Origin of the sequence: Asanoa sp. WMMD1127, assembly GCF_029626225.1 — a bacterium.
Classification (GTDB): domain Bacteria; phylum Actinomycetota; class Actinomycetes; order Mycobacteriales; family Micromonosporaceae; genus Asanoa.
The window spans coordinates 3,716,350-3,739,363 of sequence record NZ_JARUBP010000001.1 but is presented as its reverse complement, the minus strand read 5'-3'; the positions used below and the strand labels follow the sequence as shown (position 1 = coordinate 3,739,363).

The 23,014-nt window shown below is 73.7% G+C and carries 19 protein-coding genes and 1 pseudogene; 14 read left to right on the top strand and 6 right to left on the bottom strand.

The genetic code is table 11. The features are described 5' to 3' along the window. Positions 1-82 precede the first annotated feature (82 nt). Complete coding sequence (locus O7635_RS17820) at positions 83-283, bottom strand: DUF3046 domain-containing protein (protein ID WP_278081555.1); 201 nt, start codon at positions 281-283, stop codon at positions 83-85. A 261-nt stretch (positions 284-544) separates the two neighbouring features. On the opposite strand from O7635_RS17820, the gene O7635_RS17815 reads away from it, so the two are divergent. From O7635_RS17815 to O7635_RS17805, 3 genes are read left to right on the top strand one after another with little or no spacing between them, the layout of a single operon-like run. Continuing rightward, on the top strand, positions 545-937 hold the full coding sequence (locus O7635_RS17815; protein WP_278081554.1) for a GntR family transcriptional regulator: 393 nt from the start codon (positions 545-547) through the stop codon (positions 935-937). Then, positions 934-1,824 carry an ABC transporter ATP-binding protein gene (locus O7635_RS17810; protein ID WP_278081553.1) on the top strand — a complete coding sequence of 297 codons (891 nt, stop codon included), beginning with the start codon at positions 934-936 and terminating at the stop codon, positions 1,822-1,824. Before O7635_RS17815 ends, O7635_RS17810 begins: the two co-directional genes overlap by 4 nt. Then, positions 1,821-2,816, top strand: coding sequence for an ABC transporter permease subunit (locus tag O7635_RS17805; protein WP_278081552.1), 996 nt, complete (start codon positions 1,821-1,823; stop codon positions 2,814-2,816). Before O7635_RS17810 ends, O7635_RS17805 begins: the two co-directional genes overlap by 4 nt. A 505-nt stretch (positions 2,817-3,321) precedes the next feature. On the opposite strand, the pseudogene O7635_RS17800 reads toward O7635_RS17805, so the two are convergent. Further along, positions 3,322-4,557 (bottom strand): annotated as a pseudogene (locus O7635_RS17800) (MFS transporter); the annotation flags it as partial. 217 nt (positions 4,558-4,774) lie between these two features. Here O7635_RS17800 and O7635_RS17795 point away from each other — a divergent pair. The 4 genes from O7635_RS17795 (at position 4,775) to O7635_RS17780 (ending at position 10,234) form a co-directional block, all read left to right on the top strand. Further along, complete coding sequence (locus O7635_RS17795) at positions 4,775-7,327, top strand: DUF4062 domain-containing protein (RefSeq protein WP_278081550.1); 2,553 nt, start codon at positions 4,775-4,777, stop codon at positions 7,325-7,327. Between the two features lie 188 nt (positions 7,328-7,515). Then, positions 7,516-7,788 (top strand): hypothetical protein, encoded by a 273-nt coding sequence (locus tag O7635_RS17790; protein ID WP_278081549.1) that lies wholly within the window; start codon positions 7,516-7,518, stop codon positions 7,786-7,788. Further along, positions 7,788-9,953, top strand: coding sequence for a bifunctional polysaccharide deacetylase/glycosyltransferase family 2 protein (locus O7635_RS17785; protein ID WP_278081548.1), 2,166 nt, complete (start codon positions 7,788-7,790; stop codon positions 9,951-9,953). Before O7635_RS17790 ends, O7635_RS17785 begins: the two co-directional genes overlap by 1 nt. A gap of 38 nt (positions 9,954-9,991) precedes the next feature. Further along, positions 9,992-10,234 carry a hypothetical protein gene (locus O7635_RS17780; RefSeq protein WP_278081547.1) on the top strand — a complete coding sequence of 81 codons (243 nt, stop codon included), beginning with the start codon at positions 9,992-9,994 and terminating at the stop codon, positions 10,232-10,234. On the opposite strand, the gene O7635_RS17775 is transcribed toward O7635_RS17780, so the two are convergent. Next, a complete protein-coding gene (locus tag O7635_RS17775; RefSeq protein ID WP_278081546.1) occupies positions 10,231-11,040 on the bottom strand; it encodes an MBL fold metallo-hydrolase in 810 nt (269 codons plus the stop codon). The genes O7635_RS17780 and O7635_RS17775 overlap by 4 nt on opposite strands. A 96-nt stretch (positions 11,041-11,136) precedes the next feature. Between O7635_RS17775 and O7635_RS17770 the strand changes: the two genes are divergently transcribed. From O7635_RS17770 to O7635_RS17760, 3 genes are read left to right on the top strand one after another with little or no spacing between them, the layout of a single operon-like run. Continuing rightward, positions 11,137-11,439, top strand: coding sequence for a hypothetical protein (locus O7635_RS17770; RefSeq protein WP_278081545.1), 303 nt, complete (start codon positions 11,137-11,139; stop codon positions 11,437-11,439). Between the two features lie 16 nt (positions 11,440-11,455). Next, complete coding sequence (locus tag O7635_RS17765) at positions 11,456-12,241, top strand: alpha/beta hydrolase (RefSeq protein ID WP_278081544.1); 786 nt, start codon at positions 11,456-11,458, stop codon at positions 12,239-12,241. Beyond that, a complete protein-coding gene (locus tag O7635_RS17760; protein WP_278081543.1) occupies positions 12,238-12,900 on the top strand; it encodes an HAD-IB family phosphatase in 663 nt (220 codons plus the stop codon). Before O7635_RS17765 ends, O7635_RS17760 begins: the two co-directional genes overlap by 4 nt. On the opposite strand, the gene O7635_RS17755 is transcribed toward O7635_RS17760, so the two are convergent. Both O7635_RS17755 and O7635_RS17750 read right to left on the bottom strand, forming a co-directional pair. Then, positions 12,866-13,561 carry a UdgX family uracil-DNA binding protein gene (locus O7635_RS17755; protein WP_278081542.1) on the bottom strand — a complete coding sequence of 232 codons (696 nt, stop codon included), beginning with the start codon at positions 13,559-13,561 and terminating at the stop codon, positions 12,866-12,868. The two genes, O7635_RS17760 and O7635_RS17755, sit on opposite strands and share 35 nt — an antisense overlap. A 46-nt stretch (positions 13,562-13,607) precedes the next feature. After that, positions 13,608-14,942 carry an aminotransferase class I/II-fold pyridoxal phosphate-dependent enzyme gene (locus O7635_RS17750; RefSeq protein ID WP_278081541.1) on the bottom strand — a complete coding sequence of 445 codons (1,335 nt, stop codon included), beginning with the start codon at positions 14,940-14,942 and terminating at the stop codon, positions 13,608-13,610. A gap of 39 nt (positions 14,943-14,981) precedes the next feature. Here O7635_RS17750 and O7635_RS17745 point away from each other — a divergent pair, with 39 nt between their 5' ends. The 4 genes from O7635_RS17745 to O7635_RS17730 all read left to right on the top strand — a co-directional run bounded on the left by O7635_RS17745 (position 14,982) and on the right by O7635_RS17730 (position 22,424). Continuing rightward, positions 14,982-16,214 carry a bifunctional pyridoxamine 5'-phosphate oxidase family protein/GNAT family N-acetyltransferase gene (locus O7635_RS17745; protein ID WP_278081540.1) on the top strand — a complete coding sequence of 411 codons (1,233 nt, stop codon included), beginning with the start codon at positions 14,982-14,984 and terminating at the stop codon, positions 16,212-16,214. A gap of 240 nt (positions 16,215-16,454) precedes the next feature. Then, on the top strand, positions 16,455-21,032 hold the full coding sequence (locus O7635_RS17740; RefSeq protein WP_278085513.1) for an ATP-dependent helicase: 4,578 nt from the start codon (positions 16,455-16,457) through the stop codon (positions 21,030-21,032). Positions 21,033-21,145: 113 nt separating this feature from the next. Beyond that, positions 21,146-21,649: a SigE family RNA polymerase sigma factor gene (locus tag O7635_RS17735; RefSeq protein WP_278081539.1), complete on the top strand. Its 504-nt coding sequence runs from the start codon at positions 21,146-21,148 to the stop codon at positions 21,647-21,649. Next, positions 21,642-22,424, top strand: a complete 783-nt coding sequence (locus O7635_RS17730; protein WP_278081538.1) for a hypothetical protein — start codon at positions 21,642-21,644, stop codon at positions 22,422-22,424. The genes O7635_RS17735 and O7635_RS17730 overlap by 8 nt, the downstream gene beginning before the upstream one ends. 8 nt (positions 22,425-22,432) lie before the next feature. Here O7635_RS17730 and O7635_RS17725 read toward each other — a convergent pair whose 3' ends face one another. Beyond that, positions 22,433-23,008, bottom strand: a complete 576-nt coding sequence (locus O7635_RS17725) for a phosphoribosyltransferase family protein (RefSeq protein WP_278081537.1) — start codon at positions 23,006-23,008, stop codon at positions 22,433-22,435. Positions 23,009-23,014 lie beyond the last annotated feature (6 nt).

Sequence of the window (23,014 nt, the reverse complement as noted above, 5' to 3'; positions counted from 1 at the left end):
CGCCAGCTGTGGACAATAGCCGAACAGGTGTTCTAGGCGTGGCGACACGCCGAACATCCGTACGAACGAGATCGAAAAAAGCTCAGCGCAGTCGCGCCGGCACCCGATCGGGGTACGCGGCCACCACGGCCCGCCACACGACGACCGTCTCCACACCCGCCTCCAGCGCCTGCTCGATCGTCCGCCCGCCGAGCTGGGGCAACACCTGGTCGGCGGCGATGCTGGCCGCGTAGCCCGGCCCGAACGCCTGCTCCAGCCGCGCCCAGAAATCCGTCAACCGCACCGCCCACGCACCCCTTCACCAACGAGCCACCCCGAGCCACCGAGCCACCCCGAGCCACCGAGCCACCCCGAGCCACCGAGCCACCCCGAGCCACCGAGCCCCGAGCCACCGAGCCCCGAGCCACCGAGCCGGCCAACAGACAAGCCGACCAAGCCCGACCAAGAAAGCTACGCCAACCGTGACACCGACGGTAAACCGAGCCTTGACGCACCCGTACCCGCAAGCTCTATAGTCCTATGAAACTAGAGAAATGCGGTAAGCATGATCGAGTTTCATCTGGACGGTCGGTCCGGCGTCGCGCCCTACATGCAGCTGATCCAGCAGGTCCGCCAGGCCCTGCGCCTCGGCCTGCTGCGCGAGGGCGACCGCCTTCCCACCATCAAAGACGTGGTCGCCAAGGTCGCGATCAACCCCAACACGGTGCTCAAGGCCTATCGGGAGCTGGAGTACGAGGGCCTCGTCACCGCCCGCCCCGGCGTCGGCACGTTCGTGGCCCGCACCCTCAACGACGAAGCGGCCGGGCGGGCCGTCGAGCCGCTCCGCGAGGAGCTCCGCGCCTGGCTGACCAGGGCGAAGGCGGCCGGCCTCGACCCCGAGAGCATCGAGGCGCTGTTCGCCACCACGTTCCGGACCCAGTTACAGGAGTCACCATGACCGAGCCGGTGTTGCGGGCCGAGGGCCTGACCAAGCGCTACGGGCGGCGCGTCGCGCTGGCCGACTGCACCCTGGAGATCCCCGCCGGGCGGGTCGTCGGCCTGGTCGGCCCCAACGGCGCCGGCAAGACCACCCTCCTCCAGCTCGCCGTCGGCCTGCTGAGTCCCACCGAGGGCCGGATCACCGTGCTCGGCGGCCGCCCCGGCGCCGGCCCCGGCCAACTCGCGAAGGTTGGCTTCGTGGCGCAGGACGCACCCACGTACGCCGGTCTGTCCATCAAGGACCATCTGCGGTTCGGCGCGCGTACCAACCCTGGTTGGGATCAGTCCCTCGCCGACGAGCGGATCGCCCAGCTCGGCCTCGACCCCGGGCAGAAGGCCGGGCGGCTCTCCGGCGGCCAGCGCGCCCAGCTCGCCCTGACCATGGCCGTCGCGAAACGCCCCGAGCTGCTCGTGCTCGACGAGCCGGTGGCCAGCCTCGACCCGATCGCGCGGCGCGAGTTTCTCCGCAGCCTGATGGCGCACACGGCCGAGCACCGCACGAGCGTGATCCTCTCCTCCCACCTCGTGTCGGACCTCGAGCGCGTGTGCGACCACCTGATCGTGCTGACGGCATCCCGCGTACGCGTCGCCGGCGAGATCGACGAGCTCATGGGCACCCATTACCGGCTGACCGGCGCGCGCCGCGACCCCGCCGACCTGCCCACCGGCGCCGAGGTGATCGAGCACAGCCACACGGAGCGACAGTCGACGTTCATCGTGCGCAGCGTCGTACCCATCGATGATCCCGGCCTGACCGTCGAGCAGCTCACCCTGGAAGACCTGGTTCTGGCTTATCTGTCGCGGTCCGTGGCCGCGCACCGGCCCGAGTTGGAGACCGCCCGATGATCTGGTTCACCTGGCGCCAGTTCCGCACCCCGGCCGTCGTCGCGGCGGCGGCGCTGGCCGTGCTCACCGCTGTGCTGCTGATCAACGGCAACGCGATCACCGATCTCTACTCGGCCGTCGCCGCCTGCCAGTCCGACTGCGGCACCGCCGTCGACGCCTTCCTGACCCAGTTCCACAACAGCCTCGGCGGCACGATCTACTACGTCACCCTCGCGATCATGTACGCCGCCCCACCTCTCATCGGCCTCTTCTGGGGCGCGCCGCTGATCGCCCGCGAGCTCGAGGCCGGCACCCACCGCCTGGCCTGGAACCAGTCGATCACCCGGTCGCGCTGGCTGGCCACCAAGCTCGGCCTGGTCGGCACCGCCACCGCCGCCGCGGCCGGCCTGCTCAGCTGGGCGGTCACCGCGTGGGCGAGCCGCGTCGACAGCGCCGCCGCCGACCGGATCACGCCGCTGGTCTTCGGCGCACGGGGCATCGTGCCGATCGGGTACGCGCTGTTCGCCTTCACCCTCGGCGTCGCCGCCGGCATGCTGATCCGCCGCACGGTCCCGGCGATGGCGAGCACGCTGGCGATCTATGCCGCCGCGGTGGCCGCGATGCCGCTCGCGCTGCGCACCCACCTGGCCCCGGCGACCCACGAGACACCACCACTCGACATGAACCGCCTCGACGCCCTAATGATCAACCAGAGCGGCGAGATGCTGATCGAACCCGACCCGGTCACCAACGCCTGGACGATCACCAACCGCCCGATCACCGCGAACGGCCAGGTCTTCACGGGCCCGGCGGACCCGACCCGCTGCGGCCCGGACCTGCCCAACGGCTCCTGCTCGGAATGGGTCGGTTCGCTGGGGCTGCGGCAGGACGTGGTCTACCACCCGGACAGCCAGTTCTGGACGCTCCAGCTCGCGGAGACGGCGCTGTTCGTGGGGCTGGCTGCGGTGCTCGCGGCCGCCAGCTTCTGGTGGCTGCGCCGTCGAATCAACTGAGACGGACTTCGGGAGTACGACGGTCGCTCGGCGGTGTGGCTCGGTAGCCAGTTGCCGCACGTGGGTCGACGGCGGCCTCGGCGAGGCGGGGCAGGGATGCCGCCGAGCGGGCGCGGCCCACAGGGTTTGCGAAGAGCGGAGCCACCTAGCGGCTCAACCCGAGTCGCGGTGAGCACGCTCGTCAGCAGCGAAGCTACGCGGCCGCACAAACGGAGCCGCGGAGAGCACGCTCGTTGCCACCCCGTCGCACGAACTAGTTCGCACCGACCGCTCGTGAACGGCAAGGCCGCCCCGCCCGGCGCACGAACGGCGACGCAGAGAGCACGGTCGCTGATGGCACAAGCCACCCCGTCGCACAGATCAGGCCGCCGTGAGCGCAATCGGGGAGAAAGGGCCGCCCGCGTCGTCAATTCGGGTCGCGGTGGGCTAGTTCGGGGCCTGGGACGTCGGGGGCCGAGAGTTCCGGGTCCAGGATCGGAGGGTGCCCGACCGGGCCGGAGGAAGAAGGTGCCGGCCCGGTGGGCAACGGGCGTAACGCTAGCGCGACCAGCGGCACTACCGCAGTAGCGGCGAGGAGTGTCAGGGTCGGATAGCCCGCGAGCTCGACCACTACGCCGCTCAGGGCGCCGGCGGCCGCGCCGGCTACGCCCATCAGGGTGTCCGACAGGCCCTGGGCCGCGGCGCGGACGTCGACCTCCACCGACTCGGACAGCAGGGTCGAACCCGCCACCATCGTCGCGGACCAGCCCAGGCCCAGCAGGAACAGGCCGACGGTCAGCCACGGGGTCGAGTGTCCCGAGAAACCGGCCACCGCGCACGCCAGGACCAGGACCGCGGCGCCGACCAGGATGAGCGTACGGCGGCCCAGGCGGTCGACCAGCCAGCCGACGACGGGCGAGAACGCGTACATGCCGACGATGTGCACGCTGAGCACCACGCCGACGATGCGCAGGACGTCGGCGTCGCCGTGGCCCGACTCGAGGTCGATGTGCACCGGTGTCATCGACATCACGCCGATCATGACGAGGTGGCCGACGGCGACCGCGGCGACGCCTAGGCGGGCCTTGGGGCTTCCGAAGACCGCGCGGAAGCCGTCGCGGGACGTCGGTGGGCGGCCGGCGTTCGCCGCCGGCGTCAGCGCGCGGGCCGTCAGCAGCGGGTCGGGCCGCAGGAAGGCGAACAGCACCGCGGCCGCGACCACGAACGCGACGGCGCTGGCCGCGAACGGGCCTGCCAGCGGCGGCAGCCCGAAGGCCCGGCCGGCGTCGTCGGCCAGCGACGTCAGGTTGGGCGCCGCGACCGCGCCGAGGGTGGTCGCCCAGACGATCACCGAGAGCTGGCGGGCGCGGCGGTCGGGGGTGGCCAGATCGATGGCGGCGTAGCGGGCCTGCAGGTTGGCCGCCGAACCGCCGCCGAAGGCGGCGAATCCGACCAGCAGCAGCGGCAGGCTGTCGGCGACGGTGGCCAGCACGACGAGGACCGCACCGACCAGACCCACGGCGTACGCGACGACGAGGCCGGTCCGCCGCCCGTACCCCGTCATGATCTTGCTTATCGGGATGGCCAGCGCCGCCGCGCCGACGACGACCGCGCTGGAGGTGAGGCCGGAGACCGCGGTGCCGCCCACCCGGGCGGCGAGCAGCGCGCCGACCGCGATGCCGATCGTGGTGCCGATGCCGGCCAGGATCTGCGTGCCGAACAGCAGCCGGAGGGTGTGGCGCTGGACGGCCGCGACATTCATGACCGGCAGGCTAACGGCCCACGCCGCGCCGCCGTAAGGGCCTTTGTGGACATTGCGACCTTACCGGCGGAAAGCTGTCGCCGCCGTCACAGTGAGCCGTCTCACGACCTGGCGCGGAAAGGCAGCCGGCGGGGGCGGCGTTCTTCTCTACCTGCCCGCGGTGGCGACCAGCGCTAGGCTTTTTCGTGGTAAATGCGCCAATAGGTGGTGATAGCTCTTGCCGATCCACACTCCTGACCAGCGGTTACGCGTTTTCGTCAGCTCCACGCTCGACGAGCTCGCCGTCGAGCGGAAGGCCGTCAGCGAGGCCATCCGGCGGCTGCACCTCGCACCGGTGATGTTCGAGCAGGGCGCCCGGCCGCACGCGCCGCGCGACGTCTACCGCTCCTACATCGCCCAGAGCCACGTCTTCATCGGCGTGTACGGCGAGGACTACGGCTGGACCGCCCCCGGCTCGGCGATCTCCGGCATCGAGGACGAGTACCGGCTGGCCGCCGACATGCCCCGGCTGATCTACGTGAAGGCGCCCGCGCCCCGCCGGGACCCGCGGCTGGAGGCGTTGATCGAGGACATCGAGTCCAGCGCCGACGTCTCCTTCCGCCGCTTCGGCGACGCCCACGAGCTGCGCCGGCTGGTCGAGCACGACATCGCCGTGCTGCTGACCGAGCGCTTCCAGGAGAGCGGCGCCGCGCCGGAGACCGCGCCGCCCGCGGCCATCCCGGTCGCCCGCACCCAGATGTTCGACCGCGACCTGGAGACCGCCGCGCTGACCGAGCTGCTCACCGACGAGGACGTGCGGCTCGTCACGCTGACCGGGCCCGGCGGCGTCGGCAAGACCCGGCTGGCCACCGACCTCGCCGAGCGGCTGCGCCCGCTGTTCCCCGACGGGATCGGCTACGTGGAGCTGTCCACCGTCAACTCCCCCGATCTGGTGGTCGACGCGATCGCCCGGGCGCTCGGGCTGCGCACCTCGAGCACCTGGCGCCCGCTCGCCGACATCGTGGCGTTCCTGCGTACGCGGCAGATGTTGCTGGTCGTCGACAACTTCGAGCACGTGGCCGAGGCGGCGCCGGTGCTCGCCGACATCCTGGCCGGCGCGGCGGGCGTGACGGCGCTGGTGACCAGCCGGTCGCCGGTGCGGATCAGCGGCGAGCACGCGTTCGCGCTGGAGCCGCTGGCCATCCCCGACCGGGCCATCACGCTCGACGTGGTCAGCCACTACGGCTCGGTGCGGCTGTTCGTCGACCGGGCCCGGGCCGCCTCCGGCTCGTTCGCCCTGACCGAGGAGAACCTGCCGGCCGTGGTGGAGATCTGCCGGCGGCTGGAGGGACTGCCGCTGGCGATCGAGCTGGCCGCGGCGAAGATCCGGGTGCTGCCGCCCGCGGCGATCCTGCAGCGGATGGGCCGCCCGCTCGAGCTGCTCACCGGCGGCGCCCGCGACCTGCCCGACCGGCAGCGCACGCTGCGCGACACGGTGCGTTGGAGCTACGACCTGCTGAGCCCCGGCGAGCGCGCCCTGTTCCGCCGCCTCGCCGTGTTCACGGGCGGGTTCACCTTGGACGCCGCGGACGCCGTCGGCGCGGGCGCGACCGCCGACGACGTGGTGGACGCGCTGGACGGGCTCGTGCAGAGCAGTCTCGTGCGGCAGGAGAGCAAGCCGGCGACCGAGCCGCGGTTCCGGATGCTCGACAGCATCCGGGAGTTCGCGCTCGACCAGCTCCGCGGCGGCGCCGACTGGGAGCCGGCGCACGCGGCCCACGCGGGGCACTATCTGGCGTTCGCGTCGGCCACCGAGCCGCGGCTCAACCGGCTGGCCGAGAGCGGGCTGCTCGACCGGCTCGAGACCGAGCACGACAACCTGACGTCGGCGATGAGCTGGTTCATCGACCACCACGACCCCGAGTCGGCGCTGCGGCTGGGCGAGGCGATCTGGGTGTTCTGGTGGCTGCACGGGCATGTCGACGAGGCGCTGCGCTACCTGACCCGGATCTTCGAGATGAGCGACCACCTGAGCCGCCGCGGCTACGGCCGGGCCCTGCTGGCGGCCGGCACGATGTCGCTGGCCAGCGGCGACCTCGCTCGCGGCGGACCGCGACTGGAGCGGGCGCTGCTCATCCTGCGCGAGGTCGGCGACATGGCGGGCATCGCCCGGGCGGCCGGCCCGCTGGGCCATCTGGCGATCATCCAGCGCGACTTCGAGCGGGCCCGGCCGCTGGTCGAGGAGGCGAGCCGGCTCAGCACGCAGCTCGGCGACGACTGGCAGACCAGCATCTACCACAGCCGGTTGGGCACGATCGCGCTGCTGGACGACGACCACGACACGGCCGCCGACGAGTTCCACGCCGCGCTGGTGGCCGCCCAGGTCGCCGACGACTCGCTGGGCGTCTCGGTCGCGCTCTACAGCCTGGCGCTCAACTCGATGGGCCGGGGCGACTTCGCGGAGGCGCACGACTACCTGGCCGACGGGCTGTCGGCGGCCTACGGCAAGGGCGACACCAACAGTCCGCCGCTGTTCATCGCCGGGCTCGGCGACCTCGACGCCCGGCAGGGCGAGCTCGAGCGGGCGGTCCGGCTGATCGCCGCGGCCACCGCCCTGCAGACGCCGTCCGGCGCGACCTGGCTCGCCGCGTACGTGCTGCCGTGGCCCGACGACGGCCCGGACGCGGAGACGCTGCGCCGCAAGCTGGGCGCGGTCACCTACGACCGGGCCCGCCGGCAGGGCGCCGCGCTCGGCCTCGACCGCGCGGTCGCGGAGGCACTCGCGACATGATCGCGGCGTTGGGCGCCGCTCGGCCTCAACCGCGCGGTCGCGGAGGTGATCGCGGCGCTGGGCGCCGCTCGGCCTCAACCGCGCGGTTGCGGAGGCGCTCGCGCCGTGATCGCCAGGGTCGCGTCGCATTGCAGACATTCCGTTAGTTGATCATGCGATGGTGCGGCGAGAAACCTACGCTTTTGCCCATGCCTGATCGATTCGTGGGTCGTGCGCGCTCCGGCGACCCGGTCCGCCTGGACGCGCCGCGACCGACCAGCAACGCCGCCGTGCGCGCGCGGGTCGACAAGCCCGACGTCTCCACCCGGCGGATCCGGACTCCCGAGGCCACGCAGGCGATCTTCGTCGACCACAGTGGGCGCCGCGGCAAGCGGCTGCGCTGGACCACGTACGCCCTGCTGCTGTTCGTGCTGCTCCTGTTGGCGCTGCTCTGGATCACCCAGGTGGCAGAGGTCGGCTGATGGGCATCTGGCGGCAGGGCCAGCGGATCGGCGACACCCAGCACATCGTCACACCCGAACCCCGGCGCTCGAGGTTCTCCGGGCGCCGCTGGATCATCGCGGGCGTCGCCACGCTCGTGTTGGCCAACCTGTTGGCGATCGGCGCCTACGCGAACTCGCGGTTCGCGCCCGACAACGAGAACCAGATGGGCCGGCAGGGCACGGTGCCCGCGGCGGTACGCGAGGGCGGCCCCGTGGTCGACACCCGCGACGGCCGGGTCGCCAGCCACCGCCCGCCCGACAGGACGATCGTGCTCACCTTCGACGACGGTCCCGATCCTCTGTGGACCCCGCAGGTGCTCGACGTGCTGCACAGGCACGGCGTGCCGGCCACGTTCTTCGTCGTGGGCTCGCAGACCAGCCGGCACCCGGAATTCGTCGAGCGGATGGTGCGCGAGGGCCACGAGGTCGGCGCCCACACGTTCACCCACCCCGACCTGGCCGGGCTGGCCGGCTGGCGCCAGCGGCTGGAGCTGAGCCAGACCCGCTCCGCGATCGCGTACGCCGCCGGGATCAACACCCCGCTGCTCCGCCTGCCCTATTCGAGCGGCGTCGACTCGCTCGACGACCAGCACTGGTCGGTCGTCCGCGCGGCCGGCGACGAGGGCATGGTCTCCGTCTTCGACGACACCGACAGCCGCGACTGGGCCCGGCCGGGCGTCGACGCGATCATCCGTAGCTCGACGCCGGACGGCAACCGCGGCGCCGTGGTGCTGCTGCACGACGCGGGCGGCGAACGGTCGCAGACCGTCGCGGCGCTCGACCGGTTCATCCCGCGGATGAAGGAGCGCGGCTACCGGTTCACCACCGTCGAGGGCGCGTTCGGCGGCGGCACGCCGGCCCTGGCCGCCGCGAAGGCCAGCCGCTCCGACCAGATCCGCGGCGGACTGCTGGTCTGGGCGGTCAAGATCGCCGACGGCACCAGCCGGCTGCTCTGGGTGCTCCTGCTGCTGGTCGGGGTGCTGACGCTGGCTCGTACGCTGGTGCTCTTCGGTTTCGCCCTCCGGCACGCCCGCCGGCGCCGCGCCCGCACCTGGTCGTGGGGGCCCGAGGTCAACGAGCCGGTCACCGTGATCGTGCCGGCCTACAACGAGAAGCGGACGATCGGCGCCGCCGTGCGCACGCTCGCCTCCGGTGATCATCCGGGGATCGAGGTGCTGGTCATCGACGACGAGTCCGACGACGGCACGGCCGACGAGGTGGAGAGCCTCGGCCTGCCCAACGTGCGGGTCGTCCGGGTGCCCGGCGGCGGCAAGGCGGCCGCGCTCAACGCCGGCGTCGCGCTGGCCAGGCACGACCTGCTGGTCATGGTCGACGCCGACACCGTCGTCGCGCCCGACTCGATCCACAAGCTGGTGCAACCGTTCGCCGACCCGGCCGTCGGCGCCGTCGCCGGCAACGTCAAGGTCGGCAACCGGCGCCGGATCATCGGCCGCTGGCAGCACATCGAGTACGTGATCGGTTTCAACCTGGACCGCCGGCTCTACGACACGCTGCACTGCATGCCGACCATCCCGGGCGCGCTGGGCGCCTTCCGGCGGCAGGCGGTGCGCGACGCGGGCGGCCTCAGCCGGGCCACGCTGGCCGAGGACACCGACCTCACGATGGCCATCCACCGGGCCGGCTGGCGGGTGGTCTACGAGGAGACCGCGATCGCCCGCACCGAGGCGCCCAACACGCTCGGCCAGCTGTGGCGGCAGCGCTACCGGTGGAGCTACGGCACGATGCAGGCGATGTGGCGGCACCGCCGCGCATTGGTCGAGTCGGGTGCCTCGGGCCGGTTCGGCCGGCGCGGCCTGCCGTTCATCGCGCTGTTCTCGGTCGTGCTGCCGCTGTTCGCGCCGGTGCTCGACATCGTCGCCGTCTACGGGGTGTTCTTCCTCGACCGGTTCGAGGCGCTGATCGCGTGGCTGGCGGTGCTGGTGATCCAGGTGGTGACGGCGATCCTGGCGTTCCGCCTCGACCGCGAGCCGCTGCGCCCGCTCTGGGCGCTGCCGTTGCAGCAGCTGGTCTACCGGCAGGTGATGTACCTGGTGCTGGTGCACGCCGCTGCCACCGCGCTGACCGGCGGCCTGCTCAAGTGGCAGCACCTGCGGCGCAGCGGCGAGGTGGCCGAGGCGACCTGACCGGTTTCACGGGCACCCCGCCGGGTACGCACCGCCCCATGGCTGACACGGACGCGATCCTGCGGGGCGGGCCCCGCGACGGCACACAGTTCCAGGCGGAGGGCGCCGGGCTGATCGAGCTCGAGATCGACGGGATGGTGCACCGCTACATCCCGACCACGCAGCAGGCGGACGGCCACGCCGTCTACACGTACGACGGCATGGTCAACCCGCGTGGCGCGGAGGACGGTGTGGCGAGCGCCGCCGCGCGGCAGGCGTCGCCCCTCGCCGACCAGGGCTAACGCGCGGCGCGCAACGGGAGGTCGACGGTGTCGCCGCGGCTGACTGGCTGCACCGTCGTCACCCCGAGGTCGCGCACGCGGTCGACGAAGTCACTCAGCGGCGACTTCATCACCGTGTAGTCGTCGTAGTGCACGGGCAGGGTCAGGCCGGGCCGGATCAGCTCGGTCAGGCCCGCGCCCTGCGCACCGTCCATGGTGAGCAGCACGCCCAGCAACCGGGTCCCGCCCAGATGGATGATCATGGCGTCGATCGGGCCGCACCGGCGGGGCACCTCCGCGAGCACCGGGCGCAGCAGCGTGTCGCCCGTGATGTAGAGCCGGAGCCGGTTCTCACCGTTGATGTCGAGCTCGACCACCGAACCCATCACGTCGGGCAGCAGCCGGTTGAGCACACCCGGCCCGTGCTCCCCCGGCGCCGCGGTGACCCGCAGGCGTTGCCCGCCGCGCTCCCACGTGTGCTCGCCCCAGGTGGGCAGTCCGTGCACCTCGCTGAACCGCCAGCTGCGCAGCTTGCGGGTCGCCTGCGGCGTCGTGACGATCGGCAGCTCCTTGGGGAGCCGGTCGCGGGCCGCACCGTCGAAGTGGTCGGCGTGCAGGTGCGAGAGCAGCACCGCGTCGAGCGCCGCCAGGTCGACCACGTCGAGCGCCGGGTCGACGAGGCGCCGGGTGAACGCGCCGTAGCCCAGATGCAGCCGGGTGCCCGCGGGCACGAAGTTGGGGTCCGTGAGCAGCGTGAAGTCGCCGAGGCGGAGCACCGTGGTGGCGTTGCCGACGAACGTCATGTCGGCGGGGATGACCGGGTTCATGGGGTTCGCGTACCCGGTGGCCGCCCGGCCATGCGGGCGTTTGTCCGGTGCGCCGGCGGGTACGGGACGGCGGTGAGCGTACGGCGGGAACGGGGCATGTCGGCCGAACCAGAGGTCGTGTTCAACACCGCGACGGACCCGGCCCGGGTGTCGGGTTGGTTGCCGGCGCCGCTGCACCGGCCGCCGGCGGCGACCGAGCCCGGCCACTCCGCGAGCTGGCGCGACGACGCCGGCGTGTGGCGGGCCGATCTGCTGGTCGAGGACACCCCGGTCGGCGGGGCCGTCGCCGTGCTGGAGATGACCGCGGACGGGCTCGACGAGGGCGGCCTCACCGCGGTCGTGGAGCAGGCGCTGTTCGAGCTGGATCGCGAGGTCGCGGACAACCTCACCGCCGGTTGACCTACGCTCGGACGGCATGGACGATGTCGCCGCGCTGCGGGCCGGCGCCCGGTCCCGAGCCGCCGCGCGCACGCCCGGTCCGCCGATGCCCACGCAGGACCGCGTGCTCGGCGGCGTGCCGGTGCGGGTCTACCAACCAGATGCCACGCCCGTCGTGGTCTACCTGCACGGCGGCGGGTTCGTCATGGGCGACCTCGACACCCACGATCCACAGGTACGCCGGCTCGCCGCGGCCACCGGCGCGAGCGTGGTCGCGGTCGACTACCGCCGGGCGCCGGAGCACCCCTGGCCGGCCGCGGTCGACGACGCCGTGTCGGTGCTGACGGCGCTGTCGGGCGGTCCGCTCGCGGTGGCCGGCGACTCGTCCGGCGGCATGCTGGCGGCGCTGGCCGCGCTGCGGGTGCCCGGCCTGCGCGCGCAGCTGCTCGTCTGCCCCAACGCCGACCCGACGCTGAGCTCGCCGAGCGTGGTCTCCGAGGCCGACAACGGCTTCCTCGACCCGGCGGTGCTGCGCGAGTGGATCAGCTGGTGGCTGCCGTCGCCGGCCGACCGGTCGCACGTCAACCTGCTGCGGGCCGACCTGGCCGGGCAGCCACCGGCGCTGGTCGTCACCGCGGAGCACGATCCGCTGCGCGACGAGGGCGAGGCCTATGCGGCCCGGTTGGCCGCGGCGGGCGTACCGGTGCGGCAGTGGCGCGAGCCGGGTCTGCGGCACGACTTCCCGACGATGCGCGACACCGACCCGGCCGCGGCGGCGGCCGAGGACCGTTTCCTGGCGGCCGCCCGCGAGCTGCTCGCGTGAGCGTCCTGCACGTCTTCGACATGGACGGCACGCTGCTGCGCGGCAGCTCCGCGAGCCTGCAGATCGGCCGGGCGACCGGCACGGTCGAGCAGGTGGCCGCGCTGGAGGCCGCGTTCGTGGCGGGTCGGATCGACACGGTGGGCTTCGCGGAGGGCGTGCACCGGCTCTGGCGCGGGCTGACGCTCGACCTCGTCGCGCGCGTCTACGCCGGCAGCCCGTGGCTGACCGGGATCCGCGAGGTGTGCGCCGACATCCGGCGGCGCGGCGAGCGGTCGGCGGTGATCACCATGTCGCCCGACTTCTTCGCCCGCCTGCTGCTCGAGGAGGGTGTCGACGAGGTGGTGGCGTCGCGCTTCCCGTCGGTGCCGTTCGTGAGCCCGGTCGACCCGGCGGGCATCCTCACGCCGGCCGACAAGGTGCGGATCGTCGAGGAGCTGTGCGCCCGGCACGGGTTGCCGCTGTCCCGCTGTGTCGCTTATGGAGACTCCATCTCGGACGGTCCGCTCTTCGCCCACCTGGGCGCGACGACGGTCGCCGTCAACGCCGACGCGACCTTGGCGGCAGTGGCCGCGCGCGCCTATGCGGGTGAGGACCTGCTCGGCGCGTACGCCCTGGGTCGTTCGCTCATCGACCCGACGCCGCTGACGCCACCACCTTGAGGTCGTCGACCAGCCCGTTGAACGCGGTGTCGCGATCGTCGGCGCGCAGCACGGCGGACGGGTGGATCGTGGCGACCAGCTTGCCCGGCGGGACCTCGACGCCACCCTCGATCGGGGCGACCCGGAAGTCGTCGGGGTGCTGCGCGGCGTCGGGCCACGGCAGCACCTGACCGCGCTGCTTCGTCACCCGGAACGACGGCCCGAGCAGCGCCTTCGCGGCGGTCGCGCCGAGCACGACGACGACCCGGGGGCGCAGCAGCGCGAACTCGGAGACCAGCCAGGGGCGGCAGGCCTCGATATGCTGGCGCTCCGGCGTCTGGTGGATCCGGCGCTTGCCGCGCATCTCGAAACGGAAGTGCTTCACGGCATTGGTGAGGTAGATGTCGGACGGCGCGATGCCGGCCTCGTCGACCGCGCGGCGCAGCAGGTGGCCCGCCGGTCCGACGAACGGGAAGCCCTTCTGGTCCTCGACGTCGCCGGGCTGCTCACCGACCATGACGATCTTGGCGTGGGCGTCGCCGCGGCCGAAGACCACCTGGGTGGCGTCCGCGTAGAGCTCGCAGCCCCGGCAGCCGGGCGCGGCCGCCTTGAGGTCGTCCAGGCTGTGCGCCTCGTCCGGGATGAACCGTTGCGCCCCAGGTGGGGAGTCGGTCGCCGTCATTCGGCCTTTCTACCCGTTCTGCCAGGCCTGACACCGGCCGGGGTGGTCAGGCGCTGAACGACCGCGGCGGCGCCCCGCCCACCGCCCGGGCCACCGCGGCGGCCAGCGGCTCGATGCCGTCCTCGTCGACCCGGCTGACGGTGATCCGGATGCCGGCCGGGGCCCCGACCCGGTAGAGCGAGCCCGGCGCGACCGCGTAGCCGGCGTCGCGCAGCGCCGTGACCACCGAGGTCTCGTCGCGCACCGGGACCCAGACGTTGATTCCGGTGCGGCCGTGATTGGGCACGCCGTGCGCGTCGAGCGCCGCCCGCAGCGCCACGCGCCGCCGCTCGTAGCTGTCGCGGGCCGCCGCCACCCGCTCCGCCACCGCGGGGTCCGCCCAGAGGTCGGCGACGACCCGTTGCAGCAGCGTCGACACCCAGCCCGAGCCGAGCCGCATCCGGCCGGCCACCCGGGCGATCGTCGCCTCGTCGCCGGCCAGCACGGCCAGCCGCAGGTCGGGACCGTAGGGCTTGCTCACCGAGCGCAGGAACGCCCAGCTCCGGGTGGCCCTGGCCAGCGGGTGCAGCGGCACCGTCGACAGCTCGGCGGAGTGGTCGTCCTCGATCAGCAGCACCTCGGGGTGGTCGGCCAACACCCGGCGCAGGTCGGCGGCGCGCCGCCGGCTGACCGCCGCGCCAGTCGGGTTGTGGGCCCGGCTGGTCACGACGAACGCGCGGGCGCCGGCGCCGAGCGCGAGGGCGGCGCCGGACGGCGTGGGGCCGTCGTCGTCGACCGGCACGCCGACGACCTCGAGGCCCTGCGCGGCGACGAGGTCGATCACGGCGGCCCAGCCCGGGTCCTCGACCGCGACCTTGTCGCCCGGACGCAGGTGGGCGGCGAGCAGGCGGTCGATGCCGCCCAGGGCGCCGCTGGTCAGCGTGAGGTGGGTGGCGTCGACGCCGTCGGCGGCGAGCCGTCGGGCGGCGGCCTCGGCCAGTTCGGGGCGCACGCCGGCGTGGTTGTAGCCGACCGGGTCGGCCTCCGCGAGGCGGGCCAGGTGCGGGCCGAGGAGCGGCAGCAGGCGCAGGTCCGGCTCGCCGGAGACGAGGTCCAGGACGCCGGTGGGCGGCGGAACCACGAGGGTCGAGCGGTCGCCGGTGACCGGGGGGCGCGGGCGGATCCGGGTGCCGTTTCGGCCGGCCGTCTCGATCACCCCGCGGGTGCGCAGCGTCTGGTAGGCCTTGGCGACCGTCCCGGCGCTGACCCCGAGACCGTCGGCCAGGCCCCGGACCGGCGGGAGCGGGGTGCCGGGGGCCAGCGCGCCCGTGCGTACGCCGTCTTCGATGCTCGCCGAAATCTCCGCCGCCGTGGCGCCGACGATCTGATAATGTGCTGCCACAGTTTCAAGAATGTACTAGAACAAAATCCGGGAGGCAACGTGTACGCGCCGACGGCCCGCACCACCGCGACCCGCACCCGCGACCGCATGGCGTACGACGCCGACACCGTGCACGCCATCCTCGACGAGGCCTACCACTGCGCGATGGGTTTCGTGGTCGACGGCGAGCCGCGGGTGCTGCCGACGCTGCACGTGCGGGTCGGCGACACGCTCTACCTGCACGGCTCCACGGGCAGCCGGCCGCTGCTGGCCGCGCGCGGCGACGGGCTGCCGGTCTGCGTCACGGTCACGCTGCTCGACGCGCTGATCCTGGCGCGGTCGCAGTTCCACCACAGCGCCAACTACCGGTCGGTGGTCGCGCACGGGGTGGCGACGCTGGTCACCGACGAGACGGCGAAGCGGGCGGCGATGACGGCGCTGGTCGACAAGCTGGGCGCGGGCCGCTCGGGCGAGACGCGGCCGCCGACGAAGCGCGAGCTGGCCGAGACGGCGGTGCTGGCGTTGCCGCTGCGCGAGGTCTCGGCCCGGCAGCGCACCGGTGGCGTACGCGAGGAGGACTACGACCTCGACCTGCCGCACTGGGCCGGCGTGCTGCCGCTGCGGCTGACCCGTGGTCTTCCGGTGCCCGACGCCGGTGTCGCGGTGCCCTTGCCCGCCTACCTACGACCGGCGGTGTCGCCCTGGCTCACGGCGGAGCGGCTGGAGGGTTCGCACGTGGTTCTCGAGCCGCTGGATCTGTCACACGTGGACGAGTTGTTCGCCGCCACCGCGTCCGCCGAGGTGTGGGAGCACCTGTCGTCACCGCGCCCGGCCTCGCGCGAGGAGCTGGCCGCCTATGTGAGCGGGGCGCTGGCCGAGTGGCACGGTGGCGGGCGGGTGCCGTGGGTGCAGCGGTCGGCCGTCTTGGGCGAGGTGGTGGGCACGACGTCCTACTACGAGGTGGAGCCGGCGCGGCGGTCGTTGGCGATCGGGCACACCTTCCTGGGGCGGTCGGCCTGGCGCACGGGCATCAACACCGAGGCGAAGCTGCTGCTGCTCACCCGGGCGTTCGAGACGCTGGGCGCGGAGCGGGTGGTCTGGCACACCGACATCCGCAACGAACGTTCCCAGGCGGCCATCGCCCGCCTCGGCGCGACCCGCGAGGCGGTCCTGCGCCACCACCGCATCCGCCCCGACGGCACGTGGCGCGACACGGTCCAGTACGCGATGCTCGCCGAGGACTGGCCCGCCGCCTCGGCCGCCCTCCGCCGACGCCTGCGCCCCGCCGCCTGACCCCTTCGCTTTCCGCCTTTGCTCTGCAGCCATATACGCAACACCCTGGGCCGGGCGTGTTGCGTATATGGCTGCAGAGCAAGGGGCGGCCTGGCGCGGACCTGGCTGCCCGGCGGGAGCGACGGTCTGGACCACCGCGGACCCGGGAAATCTGCTGTTGCTTCTGATCGTTTGTCCGTTTCCCGGGTAGCGCGGCGTGTTTCTGTCATACCCGTCGGGCACGATTGCTTCGTGGACGTGATGGAGCAGTTCGGGCCGGCGACCCGGGAATGGTTCGCCGCCGCCTTCGCCGCGCCCACCGACGCCCAGGCCGGCGCCTGGAAGGCGGTGGGGGCGGGCCGCAACGCGCTGGTCGTGGCACCCACCGGGTCCGGCAAGACGCTCGCGGCGTTCCTGTGGTCGCTCGACAAACTGTCCCGCGAGCCGCTGCCCGCCGAGCGCAAGCAGCGCTGCCGGGTGCTCTACGTGAGCCCGCTCAAGGCCCTCGCGGTCGACGTCGAGCGCAACCTGCGTGCCCCGTTGACCGGCATCCGCCACGCGGCGGGGCGGCTCGGCCTGCCGCCACCCGACATCACCGTCGGCATGCGCACCGGTGACACGCCGGCCGACGAGCGACGGACCTTCGCGCGCACGCCGCCCGACATCCTGATCACCACCCCGGAGTCGCTGTTCCTGCTGCTCACCTCGGCGGCGCGCGACTCGCTGCGAGGCGTCGAGACGGTGATCGTCGACGAGGTGCACGCCGTGGCCGCCACCAAGCGCGGCGCCCACCTGGCGCTGTCGCTGGAGCGGCTCGACGAGCTGCTGCCCAAGCCGGCCCAGCGCATCGGGCTGTCGGCGACCGTGCGGCCCGTCGACGAGGTCGCGCAGTTCCTCGGCGGCGCCCACCCGGTTGACGTCGTGCGGCCGGTCACCGCCAAGACGATCGAGGTCAGCGTCCAGGTTCCGGTCGAGGACATGACGCGGCTCGACGAGGTCGAGGAGCCGGGCGGCGGCGACGAGCTCGGCACGCCGCGCCGGGCGTCGATCTGGCCGGCGGTCGAGGAGCGGGTCTACGACCTGATCACCCGGCACCGGTCGACGATCGTGTTCACCAACTCCAGACGCAGCGCCGAGCGGCTCTGCGCGCGGCTCAACGAGCTCGCGGCCGAGGCGGTCGACGAGATCGCCGCCGGCGGGGCGGCCCGGCTGCCGGCCGAGATCATGGCGCAGGCCGGCGCGGCGGCGGGCGCACCGCCGGTGATCGCCCGGGCCCACCACGGCAGCGTGTCCCGCGAGGAGCGGAAGAACACCGAAGAGGCGTTGAAGTCGGGCGCATTGCCAGCCGTGGTCGCCACCTCCAGCCTGGAGCTGGGCATCGACATGGGCGCGGTCGACCTGGTGATCCAGATCGAGGCGCCGCCGTCGGTGGCCGCCGGCCTGCAGCGGGTCGGCCGGGCCGGCCACCAGGTGGGTGCGGTGTCCCGTGGGGTGGTCTTCCCGAAGCACCGGGGCGACCTGGTCTCCTGCGCGGTGGTGGCCGAGCGGATGGGCGAGGGCGCGATCGAGGAGCTGCGCTACCCGCGCAACCCGCTCGACGTGCTGGCGCAGCAGGTCGTCGCCATGGTCGCGCTCGACCCGTGGTCGGTGGGCGACCTGTCGGTGCTGGTGCGGCGGGCGGCGCCGTTCGCCGAGCTGCCCGACTCGGCGCTGCACGCGGTGCTCGACATGCTGTCGGGCCGCTACCCGTCGACGGCGTTCGCCGAGCTGCGGCCCCGGCTCGTCTGGGACCGGGCCACCGACCAGCTCACCGGGCGGCCGGGGGCCCAGCGGCTCGCGGTCACCAGCGGCGGCACGATCCCCGACCGCGGCCTGTTCGGGGTGTTCCTGGCCGGGGCCGAGCGCGCGGCCCGGGTCGGCGAGCTCGACGAGGAGATGGTCTACGAGTCGCGGGTGGGCGACGTCTTCCTGCTCGGCTCGACCTCCTGGCGCATCGAGGACATCACGCCCGACCGGGTGCTGGTCTCGCCGGCGCCCGGGCAGGCGGCCCGCATGCCGTTCTGGAAGGGCGACCAGATCGGCCGGCCGGTCGAGCTCGGCCGGGCGATCGGTGCGCGACTACGCACGCTGGTCAAGCAGGACGACGACGCCGCCACCGGCGCGTTGAAGGCCGGCGGGCTCGACGACTGGGCGGCCGGCAACCTGCTGGCCTACCTGCGCGAGCAGCGGGAGGCGACCCGGTCGCTGCCCGACGACCGCACGGTGGTCGTCGAACGGTTCCGCGACGAGCTGGGTGACTGGCGGATGGCCGTCCACTGTGTGCTCGGCGCGCGGGTCAACGGGCCCTGGGCGCTCGCGGTCGGGCAACGGCTGGGCGAGCGCTACGGCGTCGACGCCCAGGTGATGCCCTCCGACGACGGCATCGTGGTGCGCCTGCCCGACACGGCCGACGAGCCACCGGGCGCCGACGTGGTGGCGTTCGACCCCGACGAGATCGCGCAGATCGTCGAAGAGGCGGTCGGCGGGTCGGCGCTGTTCGCCGCCCGGTTCCGTGAGTGCGCGGCCCGGGCCCTGTTGCTGCCGCGCCGCGACCCGCGCCGCCGGCAGCCGCTGTGGCAGCAGCGGCAGCGCTCGGCCCAGCTGCTCGACGTGGCCCGCGAATACGCCGACTTCCCGATCACGCTCGAGGCCGCCCGCGAGTGCCTGCAGGACGTGTTCGACGTGCCGGGCCTCGCCGGCCTCATGCGCGACCTGGCGGCCCGCAAGGTCCGGCTGGTCGAGGTCGAGACCCCACGGCCGTCGCCGTTCGCCCGCTCGCTGCTGTTCGGCTATGTCGGGGCCTTCCTCTACGAGGGCGACGCGCCGCTGGCCGAGCGCCGGGCGGCCGCGCTGGCCCTCGACTCCGCGCTGCTCGGCGAGCTGCTCGGGCGGGTCGACCTGCGCGAGCTGCTCGAGCCGGCGGTGGTCGCCGAGACCGAGCGCCAGCTGCAGTGGCTGACCCCGGAGCGGCAACCTCGCGACGCCGAGGACGTCGCCGAGCTGCTGCGCCTGCTCGGCGACCTCTCCCCCGCCGACCTCACCACGCGCGGCGCCTCGGTGGCGTGGGCCGAGGAGCTGGTGACCGCCCGGCGGGCGCTGCTGGTCCGGATCGCCGGCGAGGAACGGTTCATCGGCATCGACGACGCGGGCCGCATGCGCGACGCGCTCGGTGTGGCGTTGCCGGTCGGCATCGCCTCCGCCCACCTGGAGCCGGTCGCCGACCCGCTCGGCGACCTGCTGGCCCGCTACGCCCGCACCCACGGTCCCTTCGCGGCCACCACCGCGGCGGCCCGCTTCGGCCTGGGCGTCTACGTGGTCGAGCAGTCCCTGCGACGCCTGGCCGCGACCGGTCGGGTCGTCTCGGGCGAGTTCTCCCCGGGCGGCGCCGGGGCCGAGTGGTGCGACGCCGAGGTGCTGCGGATGCTGCGCCGCCGGTCCCTGGCCGCGTTGCGCCGCGAGATCGAGCCGGTGCCGCCCCGGGTGCTGGCCACGTTCCTGCCGCGCTGGCAGCAGGTCGGCTCGTCGGCCCGCGGCGTCGAGGCCGTCGAGGCCGCGATCGAGCAGCTGCAGGGCCTGGCGGTGCCGGCCTCCGCGCTGGAGCGCCTGGTGCTGCCGGCCCGGGTCGCCGACTACCAGCCGGGCTACCTCGACGAGCTGTGCGCCAGCGGCGAGGTGGTCTGGGCGGGTGGCGGCGCCATCTCGGGCGGCGACGGCTGGGTCACTCTCGCCTACGCCGACTCGGCGCCGCTGCTGCTCCCGGTCCCCGACGAGGCCCTCGCCCTGACCCCGCTGCACACCGCGATCCTCGACGCCCTCGCCGACGGCCAGGCGCTGTTCTTCCGCACGCTCTCCGACCGGGTCGGCTCGACCGACGACGCCGAGCTCGTGGCCGCGGTGTGGGATCTGGTCTGGGCGGGCCATCTCACCAACGACACACTGGCGCCGCTGCGGGCGGTGCTGGGCGCCGGCGGCGCCCACCGGTCCCGCCCGAGCGCGCCCCGGAGCCGCTACCGCCGCCCGGGAGTGGGCCGGGCCGCGATGCCGAGCCGCACCGGCCCGCCGACGGTGGCCGGGCGCTGGTCGCGCCTGCCCGAGCGCGACACCGACCCGACCAAGCGGGCGGCCACCCTGGCCGACGTCCTGCTCGAACGCCACGGGGTGGTCACCCGCGGCGTGGCCGCCGCCGAAAACGTGGTGGGCGGCTTTGCGGCCGTCTACCCGGTGCTGGCGGCCCTGGAGGAACGCGGCGCCGCCCGCCGGGGCTACTTCGTCGAAGGGCTCGGTGCGGCCCAGTTCGCGGTGCCGGGCGCGGTCGACCGGCTGCGCGCCATCGCGGACCGCAACGACCGGGTCGAGGCGGTCGAGGAACCACCGGGCCGTGGTCGTGTTCGCGGCGGGGGTGGCGGCTTGGCGTTGGTGCTGGCGTCGACGGATCCGGCCAACCCCTATGGCGCGGCGCTGCCCTGGCCTGACCGGGCGGTCGACTCGGGCGAGGGTCAGCCGGGCGGCGGCACCGGCCATCGCGCCGGGCGCAAGGCCGGTGCCTTGGTGGTCACGGTCGCCGGTGACCTGGTGCTCTACGTCGAGCGCGGCGGCCGGACGCTGCTCTCCTTCACGGACGACACGGAGACGCTGGCCTCGGCGGCGAAGGCCCTGGCGGACGCGGTCCACACGGGAGCGTTGGGAGCGTTGTCGGTCGAGCGGGCGGACGGTGAGGCGGTTTACGCGTCGCCGTTGCGCGATGCGCTGACGTCGGCGGGCTTCCGCGCGACGCCGCGGGGGCTGCGGCTGCGGGGGTGACCCACGCCGTCGGGCGCTGGCGCCACGGAGGCGGTGAAGATCTGGGGCGTCTCGCGCAACCTCGCGGGTGGCTCGGACGTATCTCCCTCATCCGGGAAGGCGGAGGGGGACGGGTGGCCGGCGAGGCGGACTTCGACGCGTTCTACCGCGGCAGTCGGCGACGGATGTTCGGTTACGTCTACGTGCTGACCGGCGACGTCGCCGAGGCGCAGGACGTCGTGCAGGAGGCGTTCGTCCGGGCCTGGCAGCGGTGGGAGACCGTCGGTGGCTACCCGGACCCGGAGTCGTGGGTGCGGGTCGTGGCCGCGCGGATCGCGGTCAGCCGGTGGCGACGCCGGCGGAGCCGGGCTCGGGCCTACGCGCGGCACGGGGCCCCCGAACCCGTCGAAGGGCCCAGCCCGGACACGGTGGCGTTGGTCGACGCGCTGCGCCGGCTGCCGGCCGCCCAGCGGACGGCGCTGGCGCTGCACTACGTGCTGGGCCTCTCCGTCGCCGACATCGCCACCGAGACCGGCGCGCCGATCGGCACGGTCAAGGCTCGCCTGGCACGTGGACGGGCGGCCCTCGCCGCCCTGCTCGGTGAGGACGACAAAGAGGTGGAGGTCAACCATGGCTGATCTCGACGAGCTGGCGGGCCGGCTCGACCACGAGTTGCCGGAGGTGGCGTGGGCGGAGGCGGAGAGCATCCGGTCGCGGGGGCACACCCGCCGCCGGCGGCGCCCCGTGGTGCTGGCCGCGGCCGGTGTGCTGGTGATCGCGGCCGGCGCCGGCTGGTTGACCGCCATCGCCGGGCCGGTAGCTCCACCGGTTACGGCCGACGGGTCGGCGGCCGGGGCGGACCCGCTGCCACCGAGCGCGTTGCTCCAGCCCGAGGACGTCGGTCCCGGCTACACCGCCACCGACAGCGAGGTGCCACCCGGGGCGTACCCTGCGCTACCGGTCGGTGGCGGTGCCGAGTGTCTGCGGCACGAAACGCCGGACATCGCGTCCTACCGGTCATTCCTGCGGCTGCGCCGGACGCAGATCGAGCGACCCGGCGCGGCGGTGTTCGCGGAGGCCGGCCGGTTCGCCGACCCGACGGGGGTGGTCGACGACATCGGCCGGATGTTGCGGTCCTGCGCCGGCGGGCAGGCCACGGGCTCGGCGAGTCCCGCGATCAGCGACTGGTCGGTGGTGGACGAGGACTTCGCCGGCGACGAGTCGATCCTCGTCCGGCTGGAGGTGCAGGTCTTCGACGGCCGGGTGCCGATGCGGCCGGCGACGGTGGCCGCCGTGGTCCGCGTCGGCGACCTGGTGGCCACCGTGTTCACCGCGAGCGACGACCCGGACCAGATGCGGTTGCTCGGCGAACGCGCCGCCGCCCGGCTGTGCGCGGTCGACAACACCTGCTGAACGTCAACCTATTCAGCGACCGCGGCCGGCACGGGCTCGTAGACGTGTGAGGCCAGGCGGGCGCAGCAGCGCAGGTTGCGGTAGCGGCCCTGGTAGTCGAGGCCGTACCCGACGACCACCCCGGCCGGAACGTCGAACCCGACATATCGGATATCGACCGGCAGCGAGGCCGCGCCGGGCTTGCGGAACAGGCCGAAGAACTCCAGGGACGCCGGGCCGCGCGCACGCAGGTTGGTCATCAGCCACGCGGCCGTCAGGCCCGTGTCGATCACGCCGTCGACCACCAGGACGTTGCGGCCCGCCACGTCGACGTCGATGTCCTTGCGCAGCCGGACGGCGCCGGAGCCGCCCTGGCCCGCGCCGTACGACGTGATGCCCATCCAGGTGATCTCCACGTGGCGGTGCAGGGCGCGGGCGAGATCGACCGTCACCGTGGCCGCGCCGTTGAGCACGCCGACCAGGAGCAGGTCGCGGCCCGCGTAGTCGGTTTCGATCCTGGCCGCCAGCTCGGCCACCCGGGCGGCGATCTCGTCTTCGGTCGCGAGGACCTCGGCCACGTCGTCGATCACGTGCGCGTGCTCCACGCGGCT